Genomic DNA, 20,572 nt, shown 5'->3' with positions numbered 1-20,572 from the left:
ATGGATTTTCGCTTTGAATTTGATGCGGAAAAAATCATAATTCATGTCGAGGCCGATCGAAAAAATCTCTGGCAGCGGCTAATGAAATCACCCAAACAGTATGATTTATTGCGTCTGCCGCCCCATGAGCAATTTTATGCCAATGGTCTTGCGCAGCTGCGTGCATTAAGTGAAGAGCTCAATGAACCACTGGTCATTGGGCCAGAAAAAATCGAATTTTCCCATCGTTTGTTAAGTGCATTGTCGAGTGATACTGCTGACTTATTTAATTTACCACCGCTTAACCGGCTTAAATTGCGCACATCGGTTGAAGGCATGCTTGGCCGCAGTGATTTTCGCCTGCATTATGAATGGTTTGCCAATGGCAAAAAACAGGTTCCACGGCGTACAGGTGCCATCATTGAAACCAGTGATGGTAAATTTCGTCTGCCAAGATGGATTTTTGATGCCCTTGAAATTGCTGATAATTATGAACCAAATAGTGATTTACCAGCCATGTGGGAGGCTTTGGCACGGTTTCGTAAGGCCATTGATCCTTCTATTTCCTATGCGCAAGCAGGGCATGAATCTTATGTATCTATGACAGATTTTTTAAGTGATTTACAAATAAGCCTTGTTGATCGCTTTTCTATTTCCCCACAAGATGATGAATTTGATGTTGTGCCATTTTATGGTGAAACGGTTGAAAGCCAGCAAGAGGCAAATGGCAGCGATCAAATTGACGAAAGCATGAGCGAGGTGACAGGCGCTGAACTTAGTCGCTTTAAGCAATTGGTGCGCGAGCGCGGTGCCTTAAATGCCTATAGCCTTGGGTCAAATCGCTATTATATGGTGGTTGAGCGTTCGGCAATGCCGGTTTTGCAATTAATGGCCAAGATGCAAAAGGCGCCAATTAAGGAGCGGCGGGATTTTATTGAAAATCCCATGCCGCATATTACCCAAACTATCGTTGAGGATTTGCAGGCTAAAGGCGAGTTTGAAGGCTTAAAACCCCATGAAGAACAAGAGCTAATTGAATCTACAATCGCGCCACTCTTTGTTGAAACACGCGAGTTTTCACAAAGAGTGGAAGGCATTGCCTATTATAGCGTGCCCTCATTGGGGTTAGTTAACGAGAATAGAACCACTTGGTTCCCCGAAGACTATCGTTCGCGCTTAAGGGAGTTTATCGGCCAGCAAAATAGCGAGCAATTGCAAGTCTTGCGCGGTGAAGTTGTTGAAGCGGTAGAGCGCGGTCTTGATGTTATTGAGTTTAAAGATCAAAAAATCAAGGTCGAGAAAGACTTGATCGTTGAAATTGATGAGGAAATTCAAATCAAACAACGCGAAGAGCAGCTGTTTGACGATAATATCCTTGATAGCGACCTTAAAATAGATGAGGTACATACTGCACCTTTGGTTTTGGTAACCAAAACCAATTATGATAGTTTACAATGGCATGAAAAATTAAAGCAAAGGGCAAGCAATTTTAGCGATGCTTTGCCAAGTGCAATCATAACACCCTTAAAAGCCCACCAAGGCGAGAGTTTTGCATGGCAGGTACAAGCATGGCGGGCAGGGCTTGCCGGTATATTAAATGCCGATGAGCAAGGTCTTGGTAAAACCTTGCAAACCATCTCCTTTCTTGTTTGGCTAAAACAAGCTATGGCGCAGCAATCGCACCTAGATGACAAAACCATTAATGGGCCAATGCTCATAGTTGCGCCCACCACCTTGCTGATCAATTGGGAGGAGGAAGTGGCAAGACATGTCGATGAAGACGGACTTGGCCATCTTATCCGGCTTTATGGTAGCGAGATAAGCAGTTTTAAAAAACGTGAAAAGGGGCAAAAACTTGGTGGAAAAGACATTGATGATGGCAAGGAGCGATTAGATTTTTCACTATTGCAAGAAGCAATTGCCGAAAATCGCGGCCATCGTTTTTGGATGTTAACCACCTATGATACCCTTACCAATTATCATATATCTTTGGGAAAAATTGGTTTTGCTGCGGTTGTTTTTGACGAAATTCAAAATCTTAAAAACCCAACAACCTTGGCGGCCAATGCAGCCCGCTCTGTTAAGGCGAATTTTCGTATTGGCTTAACCGGTACACCGATTGAAAATTCAACCATTGATCTATGGGCAATTATCGATCAGCTTGCACCTGGCTCGCTAAATTCCTTACCCGAATTTCGCAAAGAATTTGGTAATCCAAGTGAAGAAAAAATGCGCGATTTGCATCAGCGCCTTTTTGTTAGCCAAAATAATGCACCGCCTTTGGCGATAAGGCGGGTCAAGGATATTGTTGCCCGCGACTTACCAAGCAAAACCCGAAAAGTCCACCCGCGCATCATGCCAGCCTTGCAAGCGCGAACCTATGATGCCGCGCGTGACTTGCTGAAATCTGGTGGATTGGGGAGCCAATTAAAAATGCTCCACCATATCCGCACGGTATCCGTTCACCCTGATATTGAAGGGCGGGCCAGCAATGAGGAGTTTATTTTGTCCTCAGCGCGCCTTACGGCAACCATGGATATATTACGGCAGATTCGACAAAATAATGAGCGTGTTCTTGTCTTTATTGAAAGCACCAATATGCAATACCATTTTATCGAGGTGGTTAAGAGTGAGTTTGGTCTTGATAAGATTGATTTGATTAATGGCAATACCAAAATCAAGGATCGGCAAAAAATTGTCAATCGTTTCCAACAGCACTTACAAAATGATGGCGGTTTTGATCTTCTGGTTTTAAGCCCAAAAGCCGCAGGTACTGGCCTGACGCTTACTGCCGCCACCCATATTATCCATCTGTCGCGCTGGTGGAATCCCGCGGTTGAAGAACAGTGTAATGACCGTATTCATCGTATTGGCCAAACAAAGCCGGTGACGGTTCATATTCCTATGGCTATTCATGACGGCTTTCAAGAGCATTCCTTTGATTGCTTATTACAAAGCTTGATGATGCGTAAGCGCCGCTTAGCAAATGCTACGCTTTGGCCGATGGGCGATAGTGCTGGTGATACGGAAATGTTAAAGGCGGCATTACTAGAAAATTTCAATCTTGCCAAGGATAATGTTGTTGAAAAAAGCATGGCCGCTATGTTTAGGCGCGATGGCATCCAGACTTTGCGCAAAGAAAGCGACGGCTCCTATATTTTCAATTAATAGGTCTTGCGCCTAGAGAGGGTTGCGATCTAGACTTCCCAAAGGTAACGATGCGGCTGCGTTATAGGCACTGCTTATATAGAACTCATTGCCATTAAGCATTAAGCTTTAGTGAACTGAATTGGTTGTTTATGATTTACGTCTTTACCAAAAAATAGAATATTAAAAGGGTAGAGGTTAATCGTAATTATGTGGAGAGTATCCAAAAATTTTGGCTGAAATAATGATAAATGTTTAATCGGTTATTAGTGGGTGCAAAATTGGGTAATATAGTCAAGCTAGAAGAGAGGTGGTTCGAGAAATTTGAACAATAGGTATAAGTGGATTTTTTGCCTGATTTTGGCTTAGATGCCGATAACAGGAGATATCATGACAAAACGACCACGCCGGAACCATAGCCCAGTTTTTAAGGCGAAAGTAGCCCTTGCTGCCATTAAGGGTGAACAGACGCTTGTTGAACTATCGCAGCAGTTTGACGTACACGCGAACCATTTCAAACAATGGAAAGATCAGCTTCTGGAGAGTGCGACTTTCATATTTAACAATGAATGCAAGGCAGAACAGTCAGGGCCCAGCGTTGATGTGAAAACGCTTCATGCCAAGATCGGGGAGCTTACTTTAGAGAATGATTTTTTATCAGGGGCGCTCGGCAAGGCGGGCTTGCTGAGCGCAAAAAAATGATCGACCGTAAGCACAAACTATCGATCTCACGCCAGTCGAAACTTCTCGACTTCAGCCGTGGCAGTGTTTACTATTCCCCGCGACCTGTATCGGATGGCGATCTGGCACTGATGCGCCGGATTGACGAGTTGCATCTTGAATATCCGTTTGCGGGCAGCCGAATGTTGCAAGGGCTTTTGAAAGGCGAAGGGCTGGAAGTCGGGCGAGTGCATGTTGCCACGCTGATGAAGAAAATGGGTATAGAAGCAATATGCCGGCGGCCTAACACCTCTAAGCCAGCCCCGGTCACAAAGTCTATCCCTATCTGTTGCGCCATCTGACGGTTACACGGCCTAATCAGGTCTCGGCGATGGACATCAGCTACATTCCGATGGCACGTGGTTTTGTTTATCTTTGTGCCGTTGTGGACTGGTTTAGCCGTAGACTTTTATCATGGAGACTATCAATCACAATGGAAACCGCTTTCTGCATAGATGCCGTCGAGGAGGCTCTTGCGCGTTATGGTAAACCAGACATATTCAATACCGACCAAGACTCGCAGTTCACATCCATGGACTTCACGGCAGTACTGAAGAACGCGCAAATCGCCATCTCAATGGATGGCAAGGGCGCGTGGCGCGACAATGTCTTCGTTGAGCGGCTTTGGCGATCCGTCAAATATGAGGAGGTTTATCTCCTGCCTATATGAGTGTCGCTGAGGCACGTGGTGGCATCGGCCGATATATGAAATTTTACAATAGCCGACGCCCACATTCATCGCTTGACCAGATGACACCTGATCAGGCATACTTCAAAGCGCTGACACCGGTAATGGTGGCGGTATAACAAAGGCACAAATCCACTTAATAAAACGCCGCAAACTGTTCAAACAAACCGAGCGACTTCTGAACATTAAATTATAATCACTAAAAATTTGATATTTATGCTGACAAATTATCGTACCTTTAAAGCGTGCATTGCTTAATTGTTCTTAGCTAATTGCCGTAAAGGTAAAGATCATTCATAAATCTGCGATTTTATCAAAAATTGATCTTTGCAAAACACGAAACTCAGTCATCATTTCTGTAATATCGCTTGGAGATGAACCTTTTCCGCCATTGGTGACCAGCCACAGCTTTAATAGCCCTGCAACCCGTCCTAGATCGCCATGCAATGAAACGAGTGGTTTAATTGCATGATAATCCATGGGAGCCCTGATCTGTTCCAACAAACCTGTGCTTCGTAAATACATAGATAGAGACATGCATGCAAGCTGAGCATTATTTTCAATATTTTTCTTCTCTTCTTCCGTACACCAAACCTTGATATGACAACTACGTGGTCGTGTCATGAAAATCTCCTTTATTGCGGCAGCAATTAAACCTCGTAGAGCAAGAAAACTGTTGAGCATTTCATGCGAATAACAGGAGTAATGTTTCGGCTGTAGGCATACATTACATATCTTGCCATTTCTTTTCCTAAAAAACTTTACACTATCTCATAGAACCTTTGCTATATCTCGGTAACTTATTAAAAATAAACAATAATCTTGCCAAATATAAACATGATGTATATAAGTTTTGCATAAGAGTGCTATGAATTTTATCATAGATTAATCCGACTTCTCATTTCACTAAGGTTTTATAGCAATGGAAAAGGCCGTTAAATCAAAACGCACTGAATGGGGTATTGCAAGACTTCTTCTGCATAAAAACAAAGCGCAAATTTTTGCTCTTTTAGATCAAAAATACACAGCTTTAATGATAATTAATATGCTAGAATTACCTGTGCATCGGACAACATTTTATCGTTTTGTGAGCCAATACAGACATAAAGATATCAAAAATACTGTGTTGCCTAAAACCACTGATACACTAGCTGATAGCACTCCAGATAAAACAGCCACAAAAGCCCGTCCGAAAGTTTGGAAACGCCCTGAAATGCCAAGTTTTAATTACAATCGTTCTGACTACAAACTTGAGGACTTGATTTAGATATGAGCTAATAAGTTTTACAGCGGCGTTATTATAAAAATCGATATCACTTCAATTCAAAATTTATGGATTGCATCATTTACAGACTTCCTGATCAGCTTGATCGCATCAGACTGTAAAAAAAATTGAAATTTTTAATTCAAAAAAGTCTAAACAATCTGTATACGCTTCGCTATCAACAGATGGAGGCCAGCGTGAAGGCAAGTAATAACCTTTGCTTTCTCCCTTTTGTACTGAAGTACCACTATGCTCAAGATTAGGAAGTTGATTGCGCTGAAGCCAAGTTTGCCAAGCCGCAACTTTATCAGTCTCAGAAATTGAAATGAATATTTTTGCAAAATAACGTTTAGTTCTATGCTCTAACCTCAATGGCTCATCAATTTGTATTTTTGGATTTAACAAATTTGAAAAATTGCCGCTTTTCTTTTTATATTTTCTGATTTTATCATTGCTCGGCAAGACATGCCTGTAGGTAGTGCGTAAGCTGCCGCTAGGCTGTGAATGAGCTGCCGCTTGTAAATTCATACCGGAAGGAGATGCCTCATGCTTTGAAGCAACATGCGTCTCTGTTTTCATAGATGAAACTGAGTTAATATCGGCAATGTTTAATTGAAACATATCCGACGTGCGTGAACCATTACACCTATGGCGCCTTACTCTGCTTATAAAACCGCGTTCTTCCAATTTTTTAAGCCAATCACGCACTGTCCTTACACAGAGTTCAGTTTCCTGTGCTATAGTTGCTTGAGACGGCCAACACTCACCGAACTCGTTTGCAAAATTTGCTAAGCAAATGGGAACCATTTTACCGACTGGGTTGCCAATTTTTTGTTTCCGCGCCCATAGAGTAGCTAAAATTCCCATTATGCCACCTCATAAAAAAATGAAGCAGAACCAATAGCCTTATAAATTACTATATAGCGAACATAGTGCGAAACTATTGCATTTGCGCACATTGCCTTAAAAAAGTAACCAGTTGTTTTATTTGATAAAAAATGGCGCACCCGACAGAATTCGAATCTGTGACCTTTGCCTTCGGAGGGCGGAAAGTATCATTGTACGACACCTTAAATCATTGATATAATTGCAATATTAGAAAATCATAACGATAAGAATTTGCCAATTTTAATCAAATCTCGCTATATTTTTGCTACAAAATTGCTACAAATTTAAAGCTATTTTTAAGGCGTTTTATTTAATAGCTAAACATCAATATACTAGAAATACTCATGATCGATTTAACGATCTAAATCAATAAGTTAAATCTAAAAAAAATCAATTTTAGTGTTTACAACAATATATAATTGTGCTATAATAATGTATTGTTTTAATCTTTACCTAAAGAAAGGGAGTTTAATGGATATATGCTTGAAGATAAATTGCTTACCATCACGGAGACTGCAAAATTTTTAAATATTGGTGTCTCTACATTTAGAAGAATGATTACAAATGGGGACGCACCAATTTTTAGCAAAATAGGAAAAAGTATAAGATTTTCTTATCAACGTATAAGTGAATGGGTTGAGCAAAACGAAGTTGAAATTTAACAAAAAGAGATGAAAGGAAATGAATTATAATAAAAAAGCTGATATGAAGAATATTACTGTTATTCAAAATATAAATGGATCTGATACATATAGGGTACAAATTAGACAAAACGGCAACCGCTACCCTGCTAAGACATTTAATACATTAAAGGAAGCCAAGGCTTACAGAGATAAATGTCAACATGAATCTTATGAAAATACAAATCCAGTTGCCAAACCAAATTCCACTGAACGATTTCGTGATACAATTAGATGCTTTAAGGACGACCTATATTCTATTAGAAGAAAAGAACATTCTGTTATTTCTGATATGAGTAGGTTAAATAGCTTTTTAAAACGTGAAAAGTGGTTCTGCAGCCTCATTACATCCAATATAACCGATATGGATATAAATAAGTTTATATCTTCTCGAAAAAAAGAGGTTACCTTCGATACTGTTTTGCGTGAGCTTACCTTGCTTAAAGGTGTGTTTAGGTATTCGATGCGCCGTCTGCGTATAAAAGAAAATCCTTTTAATAGTGAATTTATTGATCGTCCAGCACCATCTGAGCCAAGGGATAGAATTTTATCCTCTGAGGAAAGAGAAAAGCTAATCGCAGCCTGCAAAAAATCAAAATCAAAGTGGTTAATTTATGTGGTGAACTTCCTGCTTGAGACAGGAATACGCAGAGGTGAATTAACAAGCCTTAATTTTAGCGATGTAAAGGTAAACGCTGATAATACCGTTCAAGTTCTTATACGTGATGTTAAAAACTCTCGAAAACCCAATCAGGTTATAAATAAAGTTGTTCCATTAAGCTCGGTTGCAGTTAAAATAATTAATGATTTAAAAGCATCAGCAGTAGACGACAGAATTTTTCCAATAACTGGGGACGCAATAACACGAATGTTTGCTCGTGCTACAAAGCAAGCTGGCATCCCTAATTATAGGGTTCATGATTTAAGGCATGAAAGAATTACATCTCTTGCGAATGCCAATACGCCTCCACATGTAATTCAAAAAATTACGGGACATCGTGATGTACGATCTGTTAATCGTTATATTAATCCTAACGTGGCTATCGCCAATGAATATCTTAAGCAAGCGGATGCATATTCATTCCGTATCGATTAGCATTTTTGTTAGTTAATATTAAGCTTGAAGCTATTTGGCTAATCACCAGAATTTCAATTATTATAAATAGTATAAAGTAGTATAGTGCGTTCGCGTTTTGTTGAGGCTTATCCCTTCAAAACTCTATCAGCATATTTTGAAGCCATTAACACCGATAGGTTTTTCTATCGGTGGATGTTTAATAGTGTCTAAAATTTGAGGTAAATATGAATTTTAATTTTAATGAAACTTATAAAAATGAATTTATTACAGAATTAAATGAATTTAAATTTAAAAAAAATTATTATAAAAATAAAATAAGAATAGATGGATATTCGAAGAATATCATTAATGAAATTAATTATAATTATAACTTAGAGTCAAATTTAGAATATATACTACTTAATAGTTATTTTATTACAATAACATATTCATATAAGAATCTTTTATTTAAAAATTCTAAATTAAGTCAATTAAATTCACCAATAACTAGCTCCAATGCTGACTTGTCAGCATTGCTCGTTTACGAGTTCCGAGATTATTACAATAGATTTACAAGGAAATTTACAAATGACCGCAACTTTATGACCCTTAAGCCTCATAAAGATAGACCTATTACATATGGTTTTTTAGACGCTGAAGGAACAAGATGGGGTACATTTAAAAATGAATACAACAATATACATTTACATGCCTTAATGGTGATACCTGAAAATAAGCATTTGGAATTTAAAAATTGTAATAATGCATTTTTTAAAAATCCAAAGAACCAAAGCCATTTTTCATTTGATAGTGTTGATATACAAAAAGTCTATGATTATGGATTAGGGCTTGATACTGTCCCTTATCTGCTTACCTATGCAAGTAAATTCATACCACAAAATGCGAAGCAATTAATTTGCAAAGTAGATCAAGAATTTTTACCGCGATACAGCAATGGGAACTTAGATTTTTATCATTAAATTAAGTGTTTAATAAACCAACCTATTTCGGCAAAAATTCATTTGGGTTTTTTCCCTACTAGGGTCAGGACCTATTAATTTTTTGGATTCCTTTTTTTGTTGATTTGTGATTCATTGGTTTTGTGGAGGTGAAACTAATGAGTGATTTGTTTTTATTGAGCGAAGAGCAGATGGCGCGAATATCGCCCTGTTTTCCACTGTCTCATGGGGTTGCTCGTGTCGATGACAGGCGCTTTATCAGCGGCATTGTCTATGTCATCAAACATGGTCTGCAATGGAAAGATGCGCCCCTCGGTTATGGTCCGCATAAAACGCTCTATAATCGCTTTATCCGCTGGAGCAGGTTGGGTGTATTTGACCGCATCTTCGCAATGCTGGCCGGACAGGGCCCAAAACCTCAACGCATCATGATTGACGCCACACACCTCAAGGCGCATCGCACGGCTGCCAGCCTGTTAAAAAAGGGGATATTCCCCGCCGTATCGGGCGCACGAAAGGCGGCTTGAATTCAAAGCTGCACACGGTCTGCGATCAAGATGGAAAGCCAATATGTCTGCTACTAACTGAAGGGCAGATGAGTGACTACAAAGGAGCCGCTCTTTTGCTAGCGCATCTGCCAGATGCCAAGGAACTCATTGCAGACCGGGGGTACGATGCTGACTGGTTCCGGCAGGCATTGCTTGACAAAAAAATAAAGGCTTGCATTCCGCCCAGAAAGGGCAGAACCACCGAGATAGTTTATGACAGGCAAACTTATCGGTTGCGTCACATAATCGAAAACCTCTTTGCCAAGCTAAAAGACTGGCGGCGCATCGCGACACGCTATGACCGATGTGCACACACCTTCTTCTCGGCTATATGCATTGCCGCAACCGTAATATTCTATCTTAATTAATGAGTCCTGAGCCTAAAAAAGCATAGTCTATGATATTATTTCAAGATTTTTGTTTTATAGGGGGATCGGTTATTAAGTCTCCCTTCACTCGTCTTTAAAGAGTAAATACTACGTCTTTTCAGGAAATTTCTTGAATTTGGGAAGCCCTACTCTTGCCAAAACTATGGATCCACATGATACGTGATTAATATGAAAAAATTCAAATCAATTTATCACAAGTAATTCTTGCAAAAGATATCATAAACGGTTTAGTAATGACGTTTAAATTTTCATTAAATAAAAAGATGCTTTTATGAATGAACAAATTTATACATTAGAAGAACTGGAAAATCTATCTGATGAACATCTGCTTGGTATTATCTTCACAAGCTGGGGAATTGATGATGAAAAAATAGAAATATTGGGGGAACTTCCGCCACTTGGTCATCTATCTTATGGTTTTTTACAAAATCCTTTTTTAATTAAAACAGGTGAACGGCTTTACTATCCAATTCAAGGATATGAACATATGCCATGTCGTTTTTTTATATCGCCCATCGATGCATCTAAATGTGGATCTAAAGATAAGAGACGCTTTATTAGGTGTACGTTGGAAATTTCCCCCAAAGCCGAACGAATAAAGCATAAAAATCCATTAGGTCTATGTGTAAAAAATGGTACCTCTAAAAGAGTCGTCTCATTACCAAAAGAAATTCCCATAGAGGTAATCGTAGATCCTAACCAAATTAATGAACGCTCTCAATTTATTTCAAAAGAAATTTATGATTTTTACTATGATCAAGCCATTGACGATTTGGAACAAAAAATTCAAATAAAGCGCCAAGAACTTGACAGCTCTTTTTTTGAGCATGAAAAGGAAATAAAAGCATCTCTTAGCGAAAATTCGGAATTGATCAAGCAGTCAGAAGTAACTCTTAACACGATTAATAATAATATAGATGCTCAAAAACAAGAACAAAATATCATAACGCAGAACATTAAAAATTTAATCCATGATACAACAAATGAACAAAATAAACTTCAAAAGCTTTTAAAGCGATACACGCAAATAGAGAACGAGATGAATTGCAAAATCGATAGGTTAAAGTCATATATTGCAGACAAGGCACAATTTCTCAAAACATTTGAATTTGTGGACGAGGAAGATTTGGAATTATTTCTGTTAGATTCTAAATCCAAAATGCAACCTCTTGAAGGCATCTCTTTCAGTAATGAATTAAATGGTGATTACAAAAAAGCCGTGTCCTATATCCAAGCATTTTTGGTCGAAAATAATATACTGTATCCTCGCCATGTTATTGAAAACTTCATTACACTTCTTAGGACAAAAGATCTTATTATTTTAGCAGGGGATTCAGGGTCAGGAAAAACAAACCTAGTCAAATCCTTTGCAAAAGCTGTTGGCGGAAAATATTTTATCATTCCGGTTAAGCCAAATTGGACAAGCTCAGAAGATCTACTTGGTTACTACAACCCCCTTGAAAAAAAATATCTCGCTACACATTTCTTAGAAGCAATTATTGACGCACAACAAAACCCAGAGATACCTTATTTTATATGCCTTGATGAAATGAATCTTGCGCGAGTAGAGTATTATTTTGCAGATTTTTTATCCCTGTTAGAAACACGAGATGAAACGCCAGAAATTGTACTTTATGCGGAAAATGAATCTTCACATGTTTTATCCGAACTCAAAGCAGTAGTTGATATCATTCAGTCGGCTAAAGCCAAATATAGTCAAGACGGTATTATAAACTTTATTGAACTTTTAAAAGATGAAACATTAAATAGTAAATTGCGTTTAGCCTTCGGTTTTAGTGACAAAGATTCACTAATTAAGTATCATAGTGAAATTCGGCGCATGCTATCAGCAGTAATTAGCATGCCAGCACGAATAAAGTTTCCTGAGAATCTGCATATTATTGGGGCAATCAATATTGATGAAACTACGCATTATTTGTCACCTAAAATTTTAGACCGTGCTCACATTATGCGATTTGAGTCTCCGCTTCTTTCGGATTGGGATGCAATATTAGAAGAAGTGGAAAAATACGAATTTCAAGATGTTTCAAAACCTCTTATATTTAATATAGAGGCTCTTGGATATCGAAAAGAATATCCCAAATTTGATCGCAACAATGCATTTTGCCAACTATTTATCCAACTTAATAAAGACTTTTTTCAGAAGCTTGGTGTTGAATTTGGTATGAGAACCATTCGTCAGGGACTTTATTATCTTGAACTGTTTCAAGATGTAAATAGCGATACCGATTTGGCGATTAATAATTTTTTACTGCATAAGGTATTACCTAAATTTACATTTGACGGCAATAAGAGTGTAGGCGAAAGAACTAAGATTGAACTAATAGAAACTGTCCTTACAAAACAAATACGCGACCAACTCCCAGACTATCAAAATTATACAGAAGTTTTTTCAGCTATTCATGCACTAGAGAATATCGTAAAAGATGCGAAACTTAATGATGGCATTATGAACTTTTGGTCCTAATGATGAAACAGAATTTCGAAATCAAATATCTTGAACTTAGTTGGTATGATAAAGAGACGTTAACAAAAGTTACTGAATCTTTGACTTCTTTGTATGTTGCCTATGATGACCAACGTCAAATATTTGAAACTGAAACGACAATCTATCCAAAGCTTGATAATATAATGCGAGGACAATTAGCCGTTAGGTTTTTAAATAAAAATTTCAAAAAACCACATATTGAAATGTCAAGCGGCAAAAAAGTACACTTACATCCTATTACGGATCCAGATACGAGTTTTACATGGTGGATTGTAAAAAATAAATGGTTAAAAGATCAAAAACAATGGGTGGGGGAAGCAACCAATAAAGTTGGTACAATACGTTTTTCATTAGACAATAATATTTGTGACATTGTCATCAATGGCTCTGATTTTGCGCATAAAGAATTAGAGCAATATTTAGCAACATTTAAGAACGATTTATGGGAGCTCATTTTAGATGAAAATAGTGCAGTACAAACTGATGCCAAAGAAACGCATATTTTCAATGTCAATGAAGAGATTATCAGTTGCATTAATAATTTAGTCGTTAATGCAGAAAAAATCTTGAAAACTCCTAAAGTTGAACTTCGAGAAATTCAATCTTTAAAACCTAGGAAAGCAGTTAAACCTGTAAGTCGTACTTTCTGGGAACTTGCAACAAAAGCTAATCAACGGCTTTTAACAAGCCGCGATACGGAACCCTCATATAATGTTGCGGAAAATCGCTATGTGTTATTCGCACTTGAACGATGTGCTCGTATTATCCAACAAATAGTGATTTTAACCCAAAATAAATCAACACGCTTCCAACAAAACATTGAAATGCTAAAAAATCAGTACAACTCATTTTCTAGCAGTATAAAAGTTGAACGCTCCCTGTTGGTTACTGAGTACAAAAAGCTTAAAAAACACGAAAAGCGAGAAAGCGAAAAGCTCGAAGAAAGCAGGCAAAAACTTAAAAAGTTCATTGAAAGCAATCAAGTTCGGTCTCATTCAGCAGCTTTATTTTTTAATGGTTACATGGATATAAGTGATTATTGTAAATATATCAATAACAGTCTTTTTATTCACATGAAAGATACTGCAAATACGATAAAGTTGAAACACACTTCTAAAGTTTTAACAATTGATAACAAACATTCACCGCTTTTAAATATCCTTAAACCAGGTATGCTTATAAAAATTAGTTTGTATTATACAGAACACCAAAAATCAAACTTTAACCAAATTACTATAAATCAAATCAATAATATTGAAATATTACATTCGCAATCCTACGAAAATGCTTGTAAGATTTTAAAAAGAGAAGAAGAAACTGGCAAAAGCTTAAATGCCAGTGGGTGGATAAAACAATTATCCGGACCAGAGCTTGAAGAGCAAGAACGCGAAAAAAAAGCAATTCGTAATAGAATTGAATATTATAAAAAAATCCAAAGTCTTTCAGCTTTAATAAATAAACAAGTTGAACCCAAATATCGTGCCATACAAAAACTTATAAAAAATTTTAAAGCATTAAATATCACATCATCTGCAACCTTTCCCAATTCAATGACCTTTGTTCAAAATCCAAACTACCAAGGATTACATAACTGCTATAAAGTTCTTCGCAATATAACAAACCTTGCAGATGAGGATATATTATTAAGTCTTGAACAAATTGATAAAATTGGGCTCATTAATATGCCACTTTTATATGAGCGCTGGGTTCTTATGCAAATATTATTAGTTCTTAAAGAATTCCGCTTCACTCCGCAAAACAATTGGAAATACAAACTTATTGATGCGCTTAAGACAAATCAAACGGATATAAAAATCATTCTTACTAATGATAATGCGAAGCGTTATATTGCCTTATATTATGAAAAAGTATTAGATAATAATATGCGTCCCGATTTTATTTTAGATATAAATTGGTTCGCTAAAGATGATGTAAAAAACAAATACCCCCAATTCGCACGTTTTGTATTGGATGCCAAATTTTACGACAAGGCAACATTTGACAGAGCCAACGGCATGATGGCGAAAATTGAAGAACTTTATAGCGAAAAAAATTATAGTGAAGATTCTAAAAACCCTGTTTTTCTAATTCACCCGTGTAAAAACTTGATCGAAGAACCTGTCACGGCACAATCATGGGGAAAATACAGCTTTTTAGGTGAGACAGATATATCTAATGATGACAATTATCCTATGCATAACAAAGGCGCAATTTATTTAAACCCTATTCGAAATGCATTGCATAATGATGAATTAAAACGTTTATTAGGTTTGTTCATTCAGTATAAAATTGAAGATAGTAATACAACTAGCAATGTAAATGACCGAGCCACAGCTGTACAAATTTGTTTACGATGCGGCTCAAGTAATTTCGAGGATGACGATAAACCCCGTTACTACACTAATTACAATTCCGGTGAACAAATTGAAAGAACACCTCGTTCCATTTGGTCTCATTGTATTGAGTGCAACCAAAGGCAAATTTTTAATCATTGCTCCTGTACGAAGGAAAACAAAACGCGGATTATAAAAAATGGATTATATTGGAGTTATCACTCAGCTCGGGTCACTGAACCATTTAATATGAAATGCCCCAATTGTGGCGGATGGGGTGGTTGGTAATAATTTTTAGAGCCTATTTTATTCGAAAATAAGAACGAATTAGCAATTATTTTTAACCAAAGCTCTATTGACTGTACGTCTCGATAGTCCATTTTCACGAGCTATTTGCGATATATTCATTTTCTTTGCAGCATCGCTTTGAATTTTTTTAATCATCTTATCAGTTAGGGCTTTTGGGCGCCCTAGCTTTTTACCTTGCGCCTTAGCTCTTGCCAATCCTGACTTGGTACGCTCGATAATTAAATCACGCTCAAAGTCGGCAACCATGGATAGAATACCCAAGGTTAGCTTACCTATGCTTGTATTTGGGTCTACATCACCTAATTGAAGGCATTTAAGTGCAATCCCCTGATCGCTTAATTTACGAATAGTTGTTACAACATCAATCATATCACGCCCAAGCCGATCTAGCTTGGTAACAACCAAAACATCCTCTGCTCGCATTTTAGCAATCATTTCTAAAAACATGCGTCTTTTATTAACCGGTACGCTACCGCTAATATGCTCAGAGAAAATATAGTCGGGTGAGACAGATAATCTATCTTTTATTTCTTTTAACTGATTATCGGTTGTTTGTTCTTCAGTAGAAACGCGCAAATATGCAAAAATAGCCATAGTTTTCAGCCTCCATGCGCAATAACGGTACCCAAAATATAGCACATGTGCTTTATTATTTAAATACCCTTATTGCCCACATGGGCATAAATGACCGTTTTTGCACATGCATATACTCCAAAAGTGAGCATTTATTAGGAAAACTAGAAAAGTTTATAATGACAATTTAACGATAGTGTTTGTTTTCAGGCAAATCATGGTTACAAACATAATATTTTAGACGCTCCTGACTATCTTGCTCTAATGGAAATATATATGAACTTATTGACTCATTATTTTTTAGCTTATCAATTATTAAATTATGTAATCGATGGTACGTCTTTTGTTTTGGGTTACCATATTGAATAAATTTCAAAGACGCTTTAATATTTCCAATAGTATGACCAATGTAATAGACCTGATCATCAACTGCGAGCGCAAATAGCCCACGCTCTAAATTATCGTAATTAGAAAATTTTAATTTTTTGTTTTGTAATCTCTCAGAGTCATCAAGTTTCCAACTTCCAACCTCATGAAAACCATCTTGCAATAGATCTTTTACATATAATTTTGATGCTTGAATGGTGTTAAATCTTTGCTCAGCGCTTAAATTTAGCTTTTTTCCTTCATCGTTTATTTTGAACGCTTTTTGTTTGTTATTTTCCTCTTTTCCTTTAACCCAAAGGAAAAGGTCCAGATCCCTAACTGATAACCTGTTAATATTATAATGAGATTTAAATGCCTCAATAATTAAAATAAACTGATTATAATCTTTTAAATCATCTTTAATAAAATTAGCATATCTACTTCTTTCATTATACAAAATCAATTGTTGAGCAACATAGCTGTCATATATTGGATAGTAGTCACGGTTATTATGGAAACACCATTTAGTTGCAAACGAATAACATCTTTTACCACTAACCGCTTTAATTCCATCAGCTAATTCATTAACAACAGTTATATCGTTTTTCTCAATCCTATCGTCTATATTTTCAATGGATTGAATGACATGCATCGTATCAAAAATACTATTCAATCTAGTAGAAAAAAATTGATTTAATTTATCTATTTTTTCTAATAAATTTAATTCATCATTAGATTTATTTTGAAAAAGTTTTGTCAACACACCAGTTTGCTCACGGTATGTTTTATATTTTTCGCTATAATTCCATATCTTTATATAATCATTAGCCACAGAATTTAAATCATACGCAGTCATAACGATCTCTTTTTTACTATGCTCACAGTGTCTTCAAATCAATATCATCACCATTCTTTAGCAGTCGATATAATACTTTGATGATATTGTTTAATGCTTGATCATCATCTTTATTAAGAAGAACGGCTGACAATGCTTGATGGGAACCCAGCGCTTGTATCACCGCTTTCATTACTGCGGACGGCAAGTTACCTTTCATAGCAACATCCTCACTATTACTTCGAATTTGCGCCATGACCACGTCATCTTTACGAATAATTGCAGCAAGATGATTAATCAAAACAACTTGTTCTTCTGTCGTGGAAATATCCCCAAAAACTGCAGATATAAGGTCGATAATTTCCTTTAAATAACTTAGCTTAGTAGGTGCTTTTTCATTTGTCGTTACTGGTGATATCGGAGTTAATGGAGGAACACTGTCCACATCAATTTCTGGGCTTACACCTTCCATCTTCTTTTTAAAAATACCATATCCCGTCAAAACCAAACCAGAAATATCAATTTCCTTAACTGATAATCCATGTAAACGCTTCGCAACTAACTTGCTAAAAGCTGAAAAATTTTCAAGTTCAGGATCGCCAAAATCAATGAGTTGTGCGACATAGTTGTAAATGCGTCCAAATTTACCAAGATTATTTTTAAAATCAGTGTGCGCCATTAATTCAGCACTTAATTTTTTACGCTCAAACTCTGCTTTATCTGCGCCGGCTCGATTGCCTTCGCTAATAGATTTATCAAACGCTTCCTCTTGAAAAACAATCTCACTTTTAAGCATTTCCAATTTGTCGTTATAACGCCTAACAACCTCATCCGTCGCTTTATATAGTTCTGCATGCTTATTTTGAGAAAAGGTGTTATTCTCAAATTCGCGAATAGTTTTAAAATAAGCTATTTTAAACTTCTCAAGGTCGTCCTGGGTATAAAGATGGGCTTCATCCAAGCTATCTTTTATCGAATATACAACATTGGGATCTTGTACTTCTAAAATTTCAGCTCCGTTATCATATTTTTTAAAACATGATAAAATCCACTGTGGGTCATTTACAAAATCAATTATATAAATTTGATCTTTGCCTGCATAAATACGGTTTAACCGAGATAGCGTTTGAACAACTTCAACTTCATTGGCAATTTTTTTATCCAAATACATAGCACATAGCTTTGGCTGATCAAAACCCGTTTGAAATTTATTTGCCACAACCATTAGGCGATATTCAGGGCGCTCAAAAGTAGCTCGCAAATCATTATTCGGAATACCAGGGTTCATATTGGTTTCGGTAAATTCTGCATCGTCATCAATAATAAACATATCACTATCTTCGACGACACCATCATCATCATGACGAATTTGTTTCCCTGTAAGCTTGCCTGAGAATGCAACTAAAACCCGATAGTCGCTATATTCTGGATGATCTTGGAGATAACGTTCTATCGCCATTTTATAACGCACGGCCGCAGGACGCGAGCTTGTAACAATCATTGCTTTAGCTTGCCCTTTTAGCAAATTCGCAACATTATAATGAAAATGCTCAACGATAAACTTTACTTTTTGCGTTACATTAGTCGCGTGTAAGCTCATCCATTTAGCAAGAGCCTTTTTTGCTTGCTTTCCCTCAACACGTTTATCATTATCGACGGCATCTGCACCCAATCTAAATGCAGTGGTATAGGGGACATACCCTTTTAAAACATCTAGAATAAAACCCTCTTCAATGGCTTGACGCTGAGGGTAGAGATGGAATGAATTAGGAATACCCGTTGTATCCCTAACTGTACCAAATAACATTTTAGTAGAATGTTTTGGTGTTGCCGTAAAAGCAAAATAACTAATATTTTTTGTTTGAATTTTTGCCTTTTGTAATTGCTCCAATAATTCTTCAACCGTAAGATTTTCAATATCAGCATCGGACTGCAAAGCAAGGGTAGCCTTTAATTTTGATGCGGTTGAGCCGGTCTGCGAAGTATGTGCCTCGTCAACGACAATACCATATTTACGATCGCTCAAACTAGTATTGTGTAATATTGCTTCCATAACATGTGGAAATGTCTGTATGGTGACTATGATAATTGGTTTATCACTTAATAAAGCAGCCTCTAATTGCTTGCTTTTGGATTTACCAGCATGTTCTTTATCATTTTGATTTATAGCAGCAATTAAACCCTTTTGATGATCTATTTGTTGTATGGCTTCTTGTAACTGTGCATCAAGCACCGTCCTATCAGTTACAACAATAATAGAGTTATAAAAAGGTGTGCCATCATCTTCACGCAAACGAATTAGTGAATGGCATAGCCATGAAATTGTCGATGTTTTACCAGAACCAGCACTATGTTCACAAAGGTAATTTGTTCCAACACCTTTATGTTTTACATCATTAATAATCTGATTAACCGCATCAAATTGATGATAGCGCGGAAACATTAAACGTTCTTCGACCGACCAATTACCAGCAAGATCAACCTTATTTTTCTTTTCAAGATAAACGAAATGGTGAAAAATATTTAACCAATTATCGCGCTTTAAGACATAGTTCCAGAAATAATCGATAGGGTATATTTCACCTTTAGTGCAATCTGCAACTGGGTTTCCTGCATGCCCTGCATTGCCTTTATTAAACGGTAGAAAAAATGTTTTGTCATCATTTAAAGCGGTTGTCATAAATATAGAAGATTCACTTACCGCAAAATGAACGATCGCACCACGCCTTGGCGTAAGCAAGGGCTCCTTACGCTTTGTCTTTTTATCAATCGGGGAACGATCATTTTTATATTGCTCTATTGCATCGTCAATCGTTTGATTAAACTCAGTTTTAATTTCAACTGTTGCCATTGGCAAGCCATTGATAAAAAATACAAGATCTAAAATGCCTGAATCTTTTGAAGCATGGTATTTGAGTTGTGGAACAACCCTTAAAATATTAGCATTATACTTTGCTAAGGTTGTTTGATTACGCTGATCTTCAGGCGCGCTTTCGCTTAAATCAATAGTTCCTGCCCCAGCAATACTAAACCCATTGCGAAAAACACTAATAGTTCCCTTTTTTTGAAGTTCGCTATCAAGCCGATCAAGCAATACTTTTTCAGTATTGCCACCATTTATAGCAAATAATTTATCCCATTTTTGCGGTTGTGTTGTTTTAATCCATGCAAATAAATCTTCTGGATAAAGTGCATAATCAATATGATAATTTTTACTTTGCCCAACAACCCAGCCATTATTTTTTAATTGCTCAACAATATAGCTCTCAAGGTGTTTTTCATAATGCGCTTTATCACCGACAACACTTACATTCATATTAAAACCTAC

The 20,572-nt window shown here is 36.9% G+C and carries 13 protein-coding genes and 1 pseudogene; 9 read left to right on the top strand and 5 right to left on the bottom strand.

Annotated elements, in window-relative coordinates; translation table 11 throughout:
- Together N6A79_RS08875 and N6A79_RS08870 are read left to right on the top strand one after the other, a co-directional pair.
- On the top strand, nt 1–3,147 hold the full coding sequence (locus N6A79_RS08875) for a DEAD/DEAH box helicase (RefSeq protein ID WP_268545652.1): 3,147 nt from the start codon (nt 1–3) through the stop codon (nt 3,145–3,147).
- Between the two features lie 369 nt (nt 3,148–3,516).
- A pseudogene (locus N6A79_RS08870) lies at nt 3,517–4,653 on the top strand (IS3 family transposase).
- Between the two features lie 175 nt (nt 4,654–4,828).
- Here the strand turns inward: N6A79_RS08870 and N6A79_RS08865 are convergent.
- Complete coding sequence (locus N6A79_RS08865) at nt 4,829–5,158, bottom strand: plasmid mobilization protein (RefSeq protein WP_268545651.1); 330 nt, start codon at nt 5,156–5,158, stop codon at nt 4,829–4,831.
- A gap of 298 nt (nt 5,159–5,456) precedes the next feature.
- On the opposite strand from N6A79_RS08865, the gene N6A79_RS08860 reads away from it, so the two are divergent.
- Nucleotides 5,457–5,801 (top strand): hypothetical protein, encoded by a 345-nt coding sequence (locus N6A79_RS08860; RefSeq protein WP_268545650.1) that lies wholly within the window; start codon nt 5,457–5,459, stop codon nt 5,799–5,801.
- A 108-nt stretch (nt 5,802–5,909) separates the two neighbouring features.
- Here N6A79_RS08860 and N6A79_RS08855 read toward each other — a convergent pair whose 3' ends face one another.
- The gene (locus N6A79_RS08855; RefSeq protein ID WP_268545649.1) at nt 5,910–6,665 is read right to left on the bottom strand and encodes a helix-turn-helix domain-containing protein; all 756 of its coding nucleotides are present in this window, start codon (nt 6,663–6,665) and stop codon (nt 5,910–5,912) included.
- A gap of 500 nt (nt 6,666–7,165) precedes the next feature.
- Between N6A79_RS08855 and N6A79_RS08850 the strand changes: the two genes are divergently transcribed.
- From N6A79_RS08850 to N6A79_RS08825, 6 genes are all read left to right on the top strand, one after another.
- A complete protein-coding gene (locus N6A79_RS08850; protein WP_182417273.1) occupies nt 7,166–7,348 on the top strand; it encodes a helix-turn-helix domain-containing protein in 183 nt (60 codons plus the stop codon).
- Nucleotides 7,349–7,367: 19 nt separating this feature from the next.
- Nucleotides 7,368–8,462: a tyrosine-type recombinase/integrase gene (locus tag N6A79_RS08845; RefSeq protein ID WP_268545648.1), complete on the top strand. Its 1,095-nt coding sequence runs from the start codon at nt 7,368–7,370 to the stop codon at nt 8,460–8,462.
- A gap of 206 nt (nt 8,463–8,668) precedes the next feature.
- On the top strand, nt 8,669–9,403 hold the full coding sequence (locus tag N6A79_RS08840; RefSeq protein ID WP_268545647.1) for a hypothetical protein: 735 nt from the start codon (nt 8,669–8,671) through the stop codon (nt 9,401–9,403).
- Nucleotides 9,404–9,540: 137 nt separating this feature from the next.
- Nucleotides 9,541–10,298 (top strand): IS5 family transposase gene (locus N6A79_RS08835; RefSeq protein WP_268545646.1). Its coding sequence is split into 2 segments (ribosomal slippage): nt 9,541–9,874 and nt 9,874–10,298, totalling 759 coding nucleotides; the frame shifts between segments, so codons are not numbered across the junction.
- A 292-nt stretch (nt 10,299–10,590) separates the two neighbouring features.
- The gene (locus N6A79_RS08830; protein WP_268545645.1) at nt 10,591–12,807 is read left to right on the top strand and encodes an AAA family ATPase; all 2,217 of its coding nucleotides are present in this window, start codon (nt 10,591–10,593) and stop codon (nt 12,805–12,807) included.
- Nucleotides 12,807–15,449: a hypothetical protein gene (locus N6A79_RS08825; RefSeq protein WP_268545644.1), complete on the top strand. Its 2,643-nt coding sequence runs from the start codon at nt 12,807–12,809 to the stop codon at nt 15,447–15,449. The genes N6A79_RS08830 and N6A79_RS08825 overlap by 1 nt, the downstream gene beginning before the upstream one ends.
- A 39-nt stretch (nt 15,450–15,488) precedes the next feature.
- On the opposite strand, the gene N6A79_RS08820 is transcribed toward N6A79_RS08825, so the two are convergent.
- From N6A79_RS08820 to N6A79_RS08810, 3 genes are all read right to left on the bottom strand, one after another.
- Nucleotides 15,489–16,064 carry a recombinase family protein gene (locus N6A79_RS08820; RefSeq protein WP_268545643.1) on the bottom strand — a complete coding sequence of 192 codons (576 nt, stop codon included), beginning with the start codon at nt 16,062–16,064 and terminating at the stop codon, nt 15,489–15,491.
- A gap of 166 nt (nt 16,065–16,230) precedes the next feature.
- A complete protein-coding gene (locus tag N6A79_RS08815; protein ID WP_268545642.1) occupies nt 16,231–17,265 on the bottom strand; it encodes a hypothetical protein in 1,035 nt (344 codons plus the stop codon).
- A 22-nt stretch (nt 17,266–17,287) separates the two neighbouring features.
- Nucleotides 17,288–20,560, bottom strand: coding sequence for a type I restriction endonuclease subunit R (locus N6A79_RS08810; protein WP_268545641.1), 3,273 nt, complete (start codon nt 20,558–20,560; stop codon nt 17,288–17,290).
- Nucleotides 20,561–20,572 lie beyond the last annotated feature (12 nt).

It is taken from the genome of Bartonella sp. HY761 (assembly GCF_026743145.1).
In the GTDB taxonomy this organism is placed as follows: domain Bacteria; phylum Pseudomonadota; class Alphaproteobacteria; order Rhizobiales; family Rhizobiaceae; genus HY038.
Note: the sequence above shows the minus strand (reverse complement) of the source record. Positions and strands in the feature narration are given on the sequence as shown.